The organism is Rhizobium sp. BK049, assembly GCF_014193135.1.
Classification (GTDB): domain Bacteria; phylum Pseudomonadota; class Alphaproteobacteria; order Rhizobiales; family Rhizobiaceae; genus Rhizobium.
Genome location: NZ_JACHYV010000026.1, coordinates 22,722 through 36,272, shown reverse-complemented (window position 1 = coordinate 36,272; position 13,551 = coordinate 22,722). Strand labels below are relative to the sequence as shown.

At 62.6% G+C, this 13,551-nt stretch carries 11 protein-coding genes; 6 read left to right on the top strand and 5 right to left on the bottom strand.

Features of this window, described 5'->3' with window-relative positions:
* Nucleotides 1-56 precede the first annotated feature (56 nt).
* From FHT70_RS23660 to FHT70_RS23650, 3 genes are all read right to left on the bottom strand, one after another.
* Nucleotides 57-1,406, bottom strand: a complete 1,350-nt coding sequence (locus tag FHT70_RS23660; protein ID WP_183705218.1) for an SLC13 family permease — start codon at nucleotides 1,404-1,406, stop codon at nucleotides 57-59.
* 93 nt (nucleotides 1,407-1,499) lie between these two features.
* On the bottom strand, nucleotides 1,500-3,014 hold the full coding sequence (locus FHT70_RS23655) for a malonyl-CoA synthase (protein ID WP_183705216.1): 1,515 nt from the start codon (nucleotides 3,012-3,014) through the stop codon (nucleotides 1,500-1,502).
* Entirely contained in the window at nucleotides 3,011-4,435 is a 1,425-nt protein-coding gene (locus tag FHT70_RS23650; protein ID WP_183705214.1) for a malonyl-CoA decarboxylase, read from the bottom strand. The genes FHT70_RS23655 and FHT70_RS23650 overlap by 4 nt, the downstream gene beginning before the upstream one ends.
* A 160-nt stretch (nucleotides 4,436-4,595) precedes the next feature.
* On the opposite strand from FHT70_RS23650, the gene FHT70_RS23645 reads away from it, so the two are divergent.
* Nucleotides 4,596-5,246 carry a GntR family transcriptional regulator gene (locus FHT70_RS23645; RefSeq protein WP_097597731.1) on the top strand — a complete coding sequence of 217 codons (651 nt, stop codon included), beginning with the start codon at nucleotides 4,596-4,598 and terminating at the stop codon, nucleotides 5,244-5,246.
* A gap of 277 nt (nucleotides 5,247-5,523) precedes the next feature.
* On the opposite strand, the gene FHT70_RS23640 is transcribed toward FHT70_RS23645, so the two are convergent.
* Nucleotides 5,524-5,925, bottom strand: coding sequence for a thioesterase family protein (locus FHT70_RS23640; protein ID WP_085777184.1), 402 nt, complete (start codon nucleotides 5,923-5,925; stop codon nucleotides 5,524-5,526).
* 266 nt (nucleotides 5,926-6,191) lie between these two features.
* Here FHT70_RS23640 and FHT70_RS23635 point away from each other — a divergent pair, with 266 nt between their 5' ends.
* The 4 genes from FHT70_RS23635 (at nucleotide 6,192) to FHT70_RS23620 (ending at nucleotide 9,249) form a co-directional block, all read left to right on the top strand.
* Nucleotides 6,192-7,127 carry a histone deacetylase family protein gene (locus tag FHT70_RS23635; RefSeq protein WP_183705213.1) on the top strand — a complete coding sequence of 312 codons (936 nt, stop codon included), beginning with the start codon at nucleotides 6,192-6,194 and terminating at the stop codon, nucleotides 7,125-7,127.
* Nucleotides 7,128-7,129: 2 nt separating this feature from the next.
* Nucleotides 7,130-7,381, top strand: a complete 252-nt coding sequence (locus FHT70_RS23630) for an exodeoxyribonuclease VII small subunit (protein WP_039618216.1) — start codon at nucleotides 7,130-7,132, stop codon at nucleotides 7,379-7,381.
* An 87-nt stretch (nucleotides 7,382-7,468) separates the two neighbouring features.
* The gene (locus FHT70_RS23625) at nucleotides 7,469-8,236 is read left to right on the top strand and encodes an SDR family oxidoreductase (RefSeq protein WP_183705211.1); all 768 of its coding nucleotides are present in this window, start codon (nucleotides 7,469-7,471) and stop codon (nucleotides 8,234-8,236) included.
* Nucleotides 8,237-8,325: 89 nt separating this feature from the next.
* A complete protein-coding gene (locus FHT70_RS23620) occupies nucleotides 8,326-9,249 on the top strand; it encodes a pirin family protein (RefSeq protein ID WP_097597734.1) in 924 nt (307 codons plus the stop codon).
* A gap of 33 nt (nucleotides 9,250-9,282) precedes the next feature.
* Here the strand turns inward: FHT70_RS23620 and FHT70_RS23615 are convergent, their stop codons facing one another.
* Entirely contained in the window at nucleotides 9,283-11,262 is a 1,980-nt protein-coding gene (locus tag FHT70_RS23615) for a phospholipase D-like domain-containing protein (RefSeq protein WP_183705209.1), read from the bottom strand.
* Nucleotides 11,263-11,526: 264 nt separating this feature from the next.
* Between FHT70_RS23615 and dxs the strand changes: the two genes are divergently transcribed.
* Nucleotides 11,527-13,443 (top strand): 1-deoxy-D-xylulose-5-phosphate synthase, encoded by a 1,917-nt coding sequence (dxs, locus tag FHT70_RS23610; protein WP_085777180.1) that lies wholly within the window; start codon nucleotides 11,527-11,529, stop codon nucleotides 13,441-13,443.
* Nucleotides 13,444-13,551 lie beyond the last annotated feature (108 nt).

Genomic DNA, 13,551 nt, shown 5'->3' with positions numbered 1-13,551 from the left:
TTTCGCCGCCGCGGGCGATGGTCCGGGGCGGAAAGCGATGGGTTCGGCGGTGGCCGTCAAACCAGCCCCGGCACGACGAACACCAACCAGGCGACGATCGGGCCGATAATCGCAATCAGCGCGCTATAGATCAGCAACTGCTTGAGGACCTGCTCTCGCCTGTCATCCGGCGCATTGGCAACCACGAGGGCGCCATTGGTGGAGAAGGGGCTGGTATCGACGATCGTCGTCGAGATGGCGATGGCCGCGACCACGCCTATGGCGCTGACATGTCCCTGCATGAGGAACGGAACCGCAAGCGGGATGATGGCGCCGAGCAGCGCGGTCGAGGATGCAAAGGCCGAGACGATGGCGCCGGTAAAGCAAAGCAGGAGCGCCACCAGCAGCGGCATGCCGAGACTGGATATGCCGTTCGCGACATAGTCGACCGTACCGGCCTTCTCCATGACGCCGACATAGGTGATGATGCCGGCAATCAAAAGCACGGTCGACCAGCTGACCTTGTCGATGGCCGCCTTCTGGGTCTTCGGGGACAGCAGCGCCAGCGCAACGGCGACGGTCATGGCGACCAGACCGACATTGAACTTGAAAACCAGGGCGCCGATGCCGAGCGCCGTCAGGCCGATCAGGGTGGTGATTCTCTCATTGTTCAGACGCAGCGTCGCCGCCGTATCGGCCGCCGTGCCGTAGGCATGGTCCCGGATCGGCTTTGCCGGCGTGCCGCCGTGGCCCCTGATCGAGGCCGACACGCCCTCGGGATGCAGTTCGGGCAAGGGGCCAGGTGATGTTGCCGGCGCGTGCTTCGTGACCTTTGCGCCGCCGAAGGCGAAGAACACCAGCACTGATATCGCCAGGTTGAAGAAAAAGCTCGAGAGAAACAACGACGTCGGAGCGAAAGGCAGGCCGGCCTTCGCCACGATCTGGTTGGTGATGCCGCCATAGATGCTGATCGGTGAAAAGCCGCCTGCCTGGGCGCCGTGGATCACCATGAGACCCATCATCACCGGGTGAATGCGGTACTGAATGGCAAAGCTCAAGGCCACAGGGGCGAGAATGGCCACTGCGGCCGGCCCAAGCGCGCCGAAACCGGTGATGACGGCGGCGACGAGGAACATCACCCATGGGATCAGGCCGATGCGTCCACGCACCAGGCGCACGGCGCATTCGACCAGCCAATCAATGGTGCCGTTGATCTGCGCGATGGCGAAGAGGTAGGTGACGGCGACGAGCGTCAGGAACAGATCGCTCGGGAAGCCGGCAAAAATATCGCCGGTCTTCATGCCGATGGTCATGGAGCCGAGAAGGAAGGCGCCGGCAAAAGCGAGCGCGCCCATGTTGATCGGCTGGATCGTCGCAATGATGAACATCGCGACCAACAGGCCTATGGCCAGTATTTCAATACCCATGATTCCCCTCCCTCCGGCGCCTCCAGCGCCGTAGCTGTTGCGTTCAAGTTTGATGCGGATGCCGGCGCGCCCTCCTCCCAGAGGGCGGTCGCCTTACGTCCTGGTGTAAAGATCGGCGTATTGCTGCCGCAGGATGTTCTTCTGAACCTTGCCCATCGTGTTGCGCGGGAGGTCGTCGGCGAAGATGATGCGTTTGGGTTGTTTGTAGCGCGCGAGGCGGTCTTGGAGGGCGCTGACAATGCTCTTTTCATCCAGGACGGCGCCAGGCTTGCACACGACGACGGCGGTGACGCCTTCTCCGAAATCGGGATGCGGCACGCCGATCACAGCGCTTTCGACGACACCGTCGATCTGGTCGATCTCGCTCTCGACCTCTTTCGGATAGATGTTGTAGCCGCCCGAAATCACCAGATCCTTGCCGCGGCCGACGATGTGGACATAGCCGTCCCGATCAATCTTGCCGAGATCGCCGCTGATGAAGAAACCGTCGGCGGTGAATTCGGCCGCGGTTTTCTCCGGCATGCGCCAATAGCCCTTGAAGACGTTCGGCCCCTTGATCTCGATCATGCCGGTTTCTTCAGGCGGCAGCACCTGCCCGCTGGCGGGATCGGTGACGCGCACCGTCACGTCAGGCAGCGGCAAGCCCACCGTCCCGGCAATCCTCTTTCCGTCATAGGGGTTCGACGTGTTCATATTGGTTTCCGTCATGCCGTAGCGCTCAAGAATCGCGTGGCCGGTCCGCGCCTGGAACGCGGAATGCGTCTCCGCCAGCAGCGGCGCCGAGCCGGAGATGAACAGGCGGATGTTGGCCGCCGCTTCTTTGCCGAATCGGGGGCTTTGCAGCAGGCGCACATAGAAGGTCGGCACGCCCATCAGCATCGTTGCCTGCGGCATCAGCGAAACGACCTCATCGGCGTCGAACTTCGGCAGCAGGAACATCGAGGCGCCGGCGAGCAGGGTGACGTTGGTGGCGACGAAGAGCCCGTGCGTGTGGAAGATCGGCAGGGCATGAATCAGCCGGTCATCTGATGTGACGCGCCAGTAGTCCCGCAGGGTCAGGGCGTTGGAGAGCAGATTTCCATGGGTGAGCATCGCTCCCTTCGAACGGCCCGTTGTTCCCGAGGTGTAGAGGATCGCGGCCAGATCATCGGCGGTGCGCGAGGCATCGACAAAGTCGGCCGGCTCGTCGCGCGCAAGATCGAGCAAAGAGCCGCTACCGTCGGAGTCGAGGGTTTCGACGATCGCGCCGTGGCGTTTGGCGATGGTCTCCACGCCTTCCCGGGCGGCCGGGGCGACGACCACCAGACGCGGCTCCGCATCACCGATGAAATAGTCGAGCTCGGCCAGCGTATAGGCGGTGTTGAGCGGCAGGTAGACGGCACCGCTGCGAAGACAGGCGAGATAGAGGATGAGCGCCTCGACGCTTTTTTCGACCTGCACCGCAACCCGGTCGCCGGGGCGGATGCCGAGCGTGTCCATCGCGCCGGCGATGCGGCCGGAAAGAGCGAAGGCGTCGTCATAGGTCCATGTGCGGGTGCTATCGATCCGGATGAACGCTGCGTCGCCGGGCGCGGCGGCCCGCATGGCATCGAAAAGATGGTTGCTCACTTTCGCCCTCCTCCAAGCGTGGAATTCATCAGTTGTACGAATGCTCGAGAGCCCTGCTGGCCATGGCCGCCGCGGCGGCCGTCATCGCTCTGGCTGAGCAGGTTTTTGACGGCGGGCGAGGCGATCACTTCGCCGCGCTGCGCCAGCGCCTCGTGGTTGGCGACGATGTCGTCGAGCTTGTAGAGGTAATTGACCATCAGACCGTGCGCCTGCTGGATAGCCTTGGGCGAGCGGTCGCCGAGGAAATTCAATCGTTCAAGCCGCGCGCCGTTGCCGAGATGGAAGCGGGCAACGGGATCGACGGGACGGCCCTCCGGCGTCCGCTCGGTCAGGAAGTAGCGCGCCGCAAGCGGCAGCAATACGCGCTCCACTTCGGCCGCGCCGTTCTCCTTGCCGGGCCAGTTCGGATCGTCGAGCAAGGCCAGCGTTTTCATGGCCGCTTCGGATAGAACCAGGCCGTCTGCCGAGGCGCGCACCTTGGCAAGCCAACGGGCAAAGCCCGGGACCGGCGACAGTGTGACGAAATTCTTCAGGCCGGGCAGGTCGCGGCGCAGGTCTTCCACGACCTGCTTGATCAGAAAATTGCCGAAGGAGATGCCGCGCAGGCCATCCTGGCAGTTGGAGATCGAATAGAAGACGGCCGTCGTCGCCTCGTCGGCATTGATCTGCTCCCTGCCCTCATCGAGCACATCGGCGATCGCCTTCGGCACGGATCGGGTAAGCGCCACCTCAACGAAGACGAGCGGCTCGTCGGCCAGTCGCGGATGGAAAAAGGCAAAGCATCGACGGTCGGCCGGCGCCAAGCGACGGCGCAACTCCTCCCAGCTGGCGATCTCATGCACGGCCTCGTATTTGATGATCTTCTCCAGGATGTTTGCCGGCGTCGACCAGTCAATGGGTCGCAGCGTCAGGAAGCCGCGATTGAACCAGGAGCCGAACAGATGCGTGAAGTCGGCATCAAGCGCGTCATAGGCTTCTGATCGGTCTTTGGAAGCAAGCAGCTGCTGACGCATACGAACGAGCGTGGCGGTGCCGTTCGGCGCGTGATTCAACCGGCGCAGAAGCTCCTGGCGCCGCGGCTCGGCTGCCTGGTGGAGCGCAATAACGGCGGCCGAACTCTTGTCGGTGCGGTAGCGTTCAATCGCCTGGTCGAGCTTGCTCGCATCAGGCCCGAATTTTTCGTGAAGCATCTGGAGGAATGCCTGCGCGCCCTCGCTGTCGAGGGCCTCCCAGCGATCAAGTATCTCGGCCGCAAGGGCCATGCCGGATGCTTCGCCCCGGCTCGACAGCAGCATTTCACAGAGGGTCTGAAGATCGGCTTTGGCGGCGGCCTGTGTGTTGCGCGAGCCGGAAAACAAAAGCTGGCGACCGTGATCCGTGATGCTTTGCAGCATGTCGGTGAAGAAAGACGCCTCGGGCATGCCATTCTCCTCTCTTCCGAAGACCAGCCGAGCGGCCATTCAGACCATCTGCTTCCCATTGTCGGGCTTCATCGGTAGTATGTAGAGTGTCATCTTTCGTACACGGCGTCAACATTCGTGTATACAAGAATGGCGCTTGTGTATGAAGGATGCGAGACAAATGTCAGAGAATGCCGGCCGGTGGCTTCGGGATGAGATTGAAAACGCGATACTTTCCTACGAGTTCGCCCCCGGTGAACGGCTTGATGAAACGGTGCTTGCCAATCGGTTCGGCGTATCGCGAACGCCGGTGCGCGAGGCGTTGATGCAGCTTGACGCCATCGGGCTGATCGAAATCCGCCCGCGCCGCGGTGCGATCGTGATAGATCCCGGCCCGCACCGGATCTATGAGATGTTCGAAGTCATGGCGGAACTCGAAGGCCTGGCGGGATCGCTCGCCGCACGCCGGCTGGACAAGGCCTCCCGGGAAGCGATCACCGCCACCCACAGCCGCTGCGAACAATCGGCCGGTGCCGGCGACAGCGATGCCTATTATTACGACAATGAGGAATTCCATAAGGCGATCTACGCGGCAAGCCGCAGCGATTTCCTTGAGGAGCAATGCCAGCAATTGCATCGACGCCTGCGGCCGTACCGCCGCCTCCAGCTGCGCGTGCGCAATCGCCTGTCGACCTCCTTCTCGGAACATTGCGCCATCGTCGACGCGATCTTTGCCGGAGATGGAGATGCCGCCCGCCGCCTGCTGCGAACGCATGTCGGCATTCAGGGCGAGAGGTTCAGCGATCTGGTGGCCAGCATGGCGTCGAGATGACGAGAGGCCCAAATTTCAGCCGGCGGAAAGCCGAGCCGCATCGCGGAGATCAAGGAACCCATCTGGCCGGGCTCTTACTCTTGAGGTTCATCTCCACGATGCGGGGAAACGAAAGTGTTTTTCTTATTCGGCCAGGCCGAGAGAAGTGCTTTCCAGAAATCCCGCAGCGCCAGAAGCAGCGCGGCTCTTTGTGTTCCATACATGAACGTCACGACGTCGTCGGCGTCCCACCGACCGGTCTCTCGCTCGTCCTTCATCGCTACCTGCCGCAACGCCCCTAATCCAAAAACCCATACAGCCAGTCGCGCGTTTCCTCCGGCAGGGAGGCCGGCTGCTCGTCCTCTCTGTTGCGGGCCTGCCAGATGATCTCGACCTCGGCGGCGCGCTCCTCCCCCGTGTCGATCGAAACCAAAAAGCCGATGGAGCGCACGCCGATCTTGTCGATGGCGGCGGTGAAGATTGCCGGCTCGTCATGGTGCAGCGGGCGGTGAAGCATGCAGGAGATCTTGCTGGCGCTATAGAGCGGTTCGTCGTCTACATCGGGCCGCGCCGACCAGAAGCTCGCAATGACGGATTCAGCGTAAGAAATATAGGAAGCCAGGAACATCTTGCCGTTCATATCGACATCGCGAAACGGCACGCGTATTTCCGTCACCCCAGGACGCTTTGACTCACTCATCAACAATACTGCCTTGCAACATTCCCCCAAACCGACATTACTGCATAATTCATTGGATCGAAACAGATTTGATTCAAAGCGTTAGAGCCTGGCTTGCAGGTTCTCGAAGGCGCGCCGCGGGTATGACGATGCGATCGGAGCAAATATTGCGAGCAACGGTTCGCGTCCCCGAGCGTGCGCAAGCGCCGCGGGAGCACTTGTTGAAATCGGCGGGCGATGCCCCATCTGCTGTGGAACATGACAGAAGCGGCCGATAGAGTGTCTCCATGAGCACCCGTCTTTACGAACACCCGATCTTCCTGGAACATGTGACGCCCGCCGGACACCCCGAGCGGTCGGACCGGATCCGCGCCATCAACGTCGCGCTGGAGCATCCGAATTTCGAACGGCTGGAGCGCCGGCAGGCGCCGCAGGCGAGCGAGGATGCGGTGCTGCTTGCCCATCCGGAGGAGCATCTTGCCGCCGTCATAAGGGAGATTCCCGAGGAAGAGGATCGGATCAACCAGCTCGAAGCCGATACTTACGCCAGCGCCAAAAGCCTGCAGGCGGCGCTGACCGGGATCGGCGGGGCGATGGCGGCCGTCGACGACGTCTTTTCCGGCCAGGCCGACAATGTCTTCGTCGCCGCGCGTCCGCCCGGGCACCATGCCGAGAAGATGACGGCGATGGGCTTCTGCTTCTTCAACAATGCGGCGATCGCCGCCCGCCATGCGCAGAAGAGGCACGGCGCCGAGCGCGTCGCCATCGTCGATTGGGACGTGCACCATGGCAACGGCACCCAGGATATTTTCTGGGACGATGCCTCGGTGCTGTTCTGTTCGACGCATCAGATGCCGCTCTATCCCGGCACCGGCGCCAAGGAGGAGAAGGGCAAGCACAATACCATCGTCAATGCGCCGCTTTCGCCGAATGTCGGCAGCGACCATTTCCGCGAAGCGTTCAAATCGCGCGTGCTGCCGGCGCTCGACGATTTCCGGCCGGATCTGATCATCATCTCCGCCGGTTTCGACGCGCATCACCGCGATCCCCTGGCGCAGATCAATCTGACGGGTGAGGATTTCGACTGGGCGACGGGCAGAGTCCTGGAACTGGCCGACCGGCACGCGAAGAACCGGGTCGTCAGCCTGCTCGAAGGCGGTTATGATCTCGAGGGGCTGGCCGAATCGGCGGGCATGCATATTCTGAGAATGATGAAGGGTTGAGAATGACTGACAGCGCCAAGCCTGAAGTATCAGGCCTTTCCTTCGAAAAGGCGGTCGCCGAACTCGAAAGCATCGTTGCCCGGCTGGAACGCGGCGACGTGGCGCTTGATGAATCCATCGAGATCTACGAGCGCGGCGAAGCGCTGAAGAAACATTGCGAGACGCTGCTTTCGGCGGCCGAGAACCGCATCGAGAAGATCAGGCTCGACCGCGCCGGCAGGCCGCAGGGCGTCGAGCCGCTGGACGGCGCCTGAGCCTACCGAACGCGGCATTTGAAGACACTTGGCGATCAGCTTTCGGTCGATCTATGATCCCCTTCCGACACCATCAGGGGACAGACAATGACGGACAGATTGAAAGGCAAAGTCGCCATCATCTCGGGCGGCGCGACCGGCATGGGGGGCGCTGCCTCGAAGCTGTTTGCGGCCGAAGGTGCGCGCGTTGCGATCATCGACCGCAATGGCCAGGCGGCCGCCGAGACGGTGAAGCAAATCCGTGATGCCGGCGGCGAGGCCGACTGCTGGACGGCCGATGTCTCGGACGAAGCCGCCGTCAATGCCGCCGTGGCCGGCGTCGAGGAACGTTATGGCGCGGTGACGGTCCTCTTCAATCATGCCGGCACCATCGTCATCAAGCCTTTCCTGGAGACGACGCTTCAGGAATGGGACTGGCTGCACGCCGTCAATGTGCGCTCGATGTTCCTGATGACCAAGGCGGTGCTGCCGAAGATGATGGCCGCCGGCGGCGGATCGATCGTCTGCACCTCGTCGATCTCGGCGGTCGCCGCCACCCCGATGGAAGTGCTCTACGACACCACCAAGGGCGCGGTGCACATGTTTGCCCGCGCCATCGCCGTCGAGTTCCGCGACCGAAACATCCGCTGCAACGCCGTCTGCCCCGGTTTCATCCGCACGCCGCACGGGCTGCGCGAGGTCGCCGACCTGCAGGCGCTCGGCGTCGATGTTTCGGATGCCGCCATCGCCGCGCAGCAGGGACGGATCGGCGAACCGGAAGACGTGGCGCGCGCCGCCCTTTATCTCGCCAGCGATGAATCGAGCTTCGTCAATGGCGCTCATCTCTTCGTCGATAACGGCTTCACCGCAATCTGACATCATGGAGCCTCTTCGGCACATCCTGTTGGACGCGCGGCGCTGCAGGGACTATCTGTGGTCGACGTCCCTGCAAGCGGAGATCCCTCATGTCCTTCTTTCCCGGTAAAGATCCCCTGCCCGGCGATGCCTTCGCCTGCGATGCGATCGAGAACCTGATCATTCCGCGCAGCAGCGATATCGGCGGCTTCCAGGTGCGGCGCGCGCTGCCGACACGGCAGCGGCGGCTGGTCGGGCCGTTCATCTTCTTCGACCGCATGGGACCGGCGATCCTGAAGCCCAATGAGGCGCTCGACGTCAAGCCGCATCCGCATATCGGCCTTTCCACCGTCACCTATCTGTTCGACGGCGAGATCCGCCATCGCGACAGCCTCGGCACCGAAAAGGTCATCCGTCCCGGCGACATCAACCTGATGACGGCAGGCCGCGGCATCGTCCATTCCGAGCGCACGCCGGACAATCTGCGCGGCCATCCGTTGCTGATGTCCGGGCTGCAGACATGGCTCGCGTTGCCCGACGACAAGGAGGAGATCGATCCTTCCTTCGCCCATACGGAAAAGACCGACATGCCGCTGATCGAAACATCAGGGGTGCGCGGCCGGGTCGTCATCGGTTCGTTCGAAGGCATGACATCGCCGGTCGGCACGTTCTCCGACACGCTCTATGTCGATCTCAACCTGCAGCCGGGCGTCCGCTTTCCCTTCGGCGCCGGCCATGAGGAGCGCGCCGTCTACGTGCTGTCGGGCGAGGTGGTCATCGCAGGCGATCGCTTCGCCGCCGATCAGTTGCTGGTCTTCCGGCCCGGCGATCCTATCACGCTGGAAGCCGGCGGCGACGGCTGTCATCTAATGCTCTTCGGCGGCGCGGCGCTGAATTCGAAACGCTATATCTGGTGGAATTTCGTCTCGTCCTCGAAGGAGCGGATCGAAAAGGCCAAGGAGGAATGGCGCACCGGCCGCTTCGATATCGTGCCGGGTGACGAAGAAGAATTCGTGCCTCTGCCGGAGGGATGACGGCGCGGGATCGCCACCGTCAGCTTCGGGAATTCAGCCCACCGCGAAATAGCGCGTCAGCGCTCCCTTCGTGCGATTGACGTAGCCGTCCAGCCAACTGTCGTCGACGTTGAGGAAGCCCGACCAGCCTTTCTTGCCTTGACGCTTCAGTTCCGCCTCGACCGCACGAAACCGGTAGTGGTCGTAGACATCGAGGATATGCACCGCATAGGCCTCGGCAAGGGCGCGGTCGCCTTTGACGATCAGCATGTTCTCATCATTGGCGTAGGAGGCCTTGAAACCGAGATTATGGCTGCCGAGGACGACGACGCAGTCATCCGATAAGGGATCGATCACCAGCACCTTGTCGTGAATGATGGCGCCGACCTTCTTGGCCGTCAGTTCCTCCGCGCCGAAATCCGCCAGCAGTTGCCGGTCGTCGATGCGCGAGGCGCGGACGATCGAGACGTTGGCCTCGTCGAACGTATGCGGCGAGATGGCGTCGACATCGTCGTCCTCGTCGTCGGGATCGTTCTTTTTGCTGGGGACATAGTTGGGCATGGCCTGGGGGCTGGAAACGGCGCCGGTGACGATCAGCTTCTGATCCTTGAGGCCGATGTCGATCGCCTCGCCGACGATGCAATCCTTGCCGGACTGTCCGGGATAGAAGGCCAGAAACAGCACCGCATGCTCGGCGCGGCGCATCAGCCGGTAGACCTCGCGAAGGTCGGGCGGTGTATCCTTGCCCTTCCTTCGGCTCTGCATGTTCGGCGAGAACCATGCTTCCACCGAAGCGCCATTGCCGGTGGGCACAATGGACGGCGTCTCGTTCGAGCGACGGAACGCCTTGCTCTGCTGGTTGTCGGGCATACCGTCATCGAATTCGACCGGCTCTTCCAGCGTTGCATTGTCTTCCAGCATCCGCTCCCAATAGGAGACATAGGCCGCGGCAACGGCATCGTTCCTGACGATCAGCGCATTGTTGGATTGGCCGGCAAGGCCCGTCGCCGTCCAGTTGGTGCTGCCGGTGAAGACGCTGCGATCCGCGCCGCCAGGCGGAATATGGACGACGAACTTGTTGTGGCCGATCTGACTCGAATTGTTGAACATGCGGTGGTGAATCTCAGCGCCGGCCTCGATCAACGCGTTACGTGCATGGGCATTGCGCACATCCCAGTTGTCACCGACCTTTCCGGTATTGGCGAGGATGAGGCTGAGCTTGTCCTTGTTGGCAAGCAGCAGGTCGAGCAGTTCCTCATCCTCGAGCTCATAGAGCGCGACAAGGAACCGGCCAGGCGCATTCATGAAGTCCTTGAGCATGGGAATGACATCGCCGGCAAGATATTTGCGGATGCCGTTTTCCGGATTGGAGATCATGTCGATCAGCTCGTTCGGCTGTTTGACGCCGTCTTCCAAAAGCACGTTTCGCAGCCACTGGGCGGCGAGGATGCCGTTGGTGAAGGTGGACTCGAACTGGCCACGCTTGCGCGTCACATGCACCGGATTGGAGGCGACGGCCGGCCCGAGATAACCGAGCGGCCGCGGAGGCCCCTCATAGGCCTTGACCGCGATCTTCTCGAAGGTGCCGTCGAGCTTTTTGATCGGCCGGCCATTTTCATCCCGCTTGTTGATTTCGACGATCTCAGGCGTCGGATCGGGCGCGGCCTGCATGCCCGGCTTCAGGTCGCCGAGCGGGCGGATTTCATAGCGCACGCGGACCTCGTCCGGTCGGCGCTTCATCTCGTTGCGGCGCTTGCGCAGCGTCAGGTCGCGCCAGGACAGCTTCTGCACCGGCCAGAGCGACGTCGTCTGCGGCAGCCAATGCGGATTACGCTGCCCCTTGAAGGCGACCCAGGCGGCGCAGGTCACCCGGTCCTCGCTGCCGTCGGACCTTATCGACACGTTACCCTGTTCGTCGAGATAAACGCGGACGACTTCGAACCCGAGGCACCCGTCGATCTTGGCATCGATGTCCCAGGCCACATAGGCGACCTCGTTATTCACGTAGGCATGCGCTGCAACAATCGTTCCCATGACCCGTCCCCCAGTCAGTCCGGCAACATTGCTACCATTCCGTGTCATATTCAAGCTGTTCGCCAGCGCTTCGCGCATTCGATCGCCCGGGCAAAATCAGGCAAATGCAACTCACAGAAATAGAAAGTGATATCTTCCGAAACCGCTCACACTTTTTTCCGCCATGCTCTAAGGTGAAAACCTTCGGTTCCTGAAATGCACTTGTTTTGCCCCGATCTAATCGAATAAAGCGAAACGAGGAAAAGCAAGAAAGAGCACCCGCCCGTGACACAACTGCCGAAGACTCCCCTGCTCGACCAGGTCATCTATCCAGCCGACCTGCGCAAGCTCGAGGATCGCGAGCTGCCGCAGCTTGCCCGCGAAGTCCGGGACGAAATGATCGATGCGGTGTCGCGCACCGGCGGTCATCTCGGCGCCGGCCTCGGCGTGGTCGAGCTGACGATCGCCATCCACAGCGTCTTCGATACGCCCAACGATCGGCTGATCTTCGATGTCGGCCACCAATGCTATCCGCACAAGATCCTCACCGGCCGGCGCGACCGCATCCGCACGCTGCGCCAGGAAAACGGCCTTTCCGGTTTCACCCGCCGGGCCGAAAGCGAATATGATCCGTTCGGGGCGGCGCATTCCTCGACCTCGATCTCGGCCGGCCTCGGCATGGCGATCGCCGCCGATCTGGAGAAGACCGACCGGCGCGTCATCGCCGTCATCGGCGACGGGGCGATGTCGGCCGGGATGGCCTATGAGGCGCTGAACAATGCCGGCGCCCTCGACGCCCGCCTCATCGTCATTCTCAACGACAACGACATGTCGATCGCCCCGCCGACGGGGGCGATGAGTGCCTATCTCGCCCGCCTCGCCTCGGGGCGCACCTATATGGGTTTCCGCGATTTCGGCAAGAAACTGACGGCCTATCTCGGCAAGAACATCGACCGGGCAATCACCCGCGCCGTCGAGCATGCGCGCGGCTACGTCACCGGCGGCACCATGTTCGAGGAGATGGGCTTCTATCATATCGGCCCGATCGATGGGCACTCCTTCGACCACCTGCTGCCGGTGCTGCGCAATGTGCGCGATAACGCCCGCGGACCGGTGCTGATCCATGTCGTCACCCAGAAGGGCAAGGGTTATCCGCCGGCGGAAGCCGCGGCCGACAAATACCATGGCGTCAACAAGTTCGACGTCATCACCGGCGCGCAGGCGCGGGTCAAGCCGAATGCGCCGAGCTATACCAGCGTCTTTGCCGAAGCGCTGGTGCAGGAAGCCGCACTTGACGACAAGATCGTCGGCATCACCGCCGCCATGCCGAATGGCACCGGCCTCGACAAACTCGCCGAGGCCTTTCCGTCGCGCTGTTTTGACGTCGGTATCGCCGAACAGCATGCCGTGACCTTCGCCGCCGGGCTTGCGGCGGAAGGCTACAAGCCGTTCGCCGCCCTCTATTCCACCTTCCTGCAGCGCGCCTACGACCAGGTCGTGCACGACGTGGCAATCCAGGGCCTGCCGGTGCGTTTCCCGATCGACCGCGCCGGCTTCGTCGGCGCCGACGGGCCGACCCATGCCGGCTCCTTCGACACAGCCTTCCTCGCCACCCTGCCCGGCTTCGTGGTGATGGCGGCGGCCGACGAGGCTGAACTCAAACATATGGTGCGCACGGCCGCCGCCTATGACGCCGGCCCGATCTCCTTCCGCTATCCCCGCGGCGAAGGTGTGGGCGTCGACATGCCGGCGCGCGGCGAAATCCTGCAGATCGGCAAGGGCCGCATCGTCAAGGAAGGCACCAAGGTGGCGCTGCTCTCCTTCGGCACCCGGCTTGCCGACTGTCTGCTTGCCGGCGAGGATCTCGACGCCGCCGGGTTGTCGACAACGGTCGCCGACGCGCGTTTCGCCAAACCGCTCGACCACGACCTGATCCGCCAGCTCGCCCGCCACCACGAGATGCTGATCACCGTCGAGGAAGGCTCGGTCGGGGGCTTCGGCAGCCAGGTGATGCAGTACCTTTCGAGCGAAGGCCTGCTCGACAACGGCCTGAAGATCCGTTCGCTCGTCATGCCCGACATCTGGATGGAGCAGGCCAAGCCCGAAGCGATGAATGCCCATGCGGGATTGGATCGCGCCGGGATTGTTTCGACGGTGTTCCGGGCGCTAGGGCGCGGTGTTGCGGTTGGGGTTGCGGGGTAGGCAAATTTTTGAGGGTTGCGCCGCCCCTCATCCGCCTGCCGGCACCGACCGGGGTCGAGCCACGGGTCTCGACCCGTCCTTCGGACCCCCGTAAACGGGGCGAAGGGA

Excerpts from the sequence above, each read along its gene's own strand:
- FHT70_RS23615 (WP_183705209.1), bottom strand. The coding sequence starts at position 11,262 with ATGGGAACGATTGTTGCAGCGCATGCCTACGTGAATAACGAGGTCGCC.
- FHT70_RS23620 (WP_097597734.1), top strand. The coding sequence starts at position 8,326 with ATGTCCTTCTTTCCCGGTAAAGATCCCCTGCCCGGCGATGCCTTCGCC.
- FHT70_RS23645 (WP_097597731.1), top strand. The coding sequence starts at position 4,596 with ATGTCAGAGAATGCCGGCCGGTGGCTTCGGGATGAGATTGAAAACGCG.
- FHT70_RS23635 (WP_183705213.1), top strand. The coding sequence starts at position 6,192 with ATGAGCACCCGTCTTTACGAACACCCGATCTTCCTGGAACATGTGACG.
- FHT70_RS23640 (WP_085777184.1), bottom strand. The coding sequence starts at position 5,925 with ATGAGTGAGTCAAAGCGTCCTGGGGTGACGGAAATACGCGTGCCGTTT.
- FHT70_RS23625 (WP_183705211.1), top strand. The coding sequence starts at position 7,469 with ATGACGGACAGATTGAAAGGCAAAGTCGCCATCATCTCGGGCGGCGCG.
- FHT70_RS23660 (WP_183705218.1), bottom strand. The coding sequence starts at position 1,406 with ATGGGTATTGAAATACTGGCCATAGGCCTGTTGGTCGCGATGTTCATC.
- FHT70_RS23630 (WP_039618216.1), top strand. The coding sequence starts at position 7,130 with ATGACTGACAGCGCCAAGCCTGAAGTATCAGGCCTTTCCTTCGAAAAG.
- FHT70_RS23650 (WP_183705214.1), bottom strand. The coding sequence starts at position 4,435 with ATGCCCGAGGCGTCTTTCTTCACCGACATGCTGCAAAGCATCACGGAT.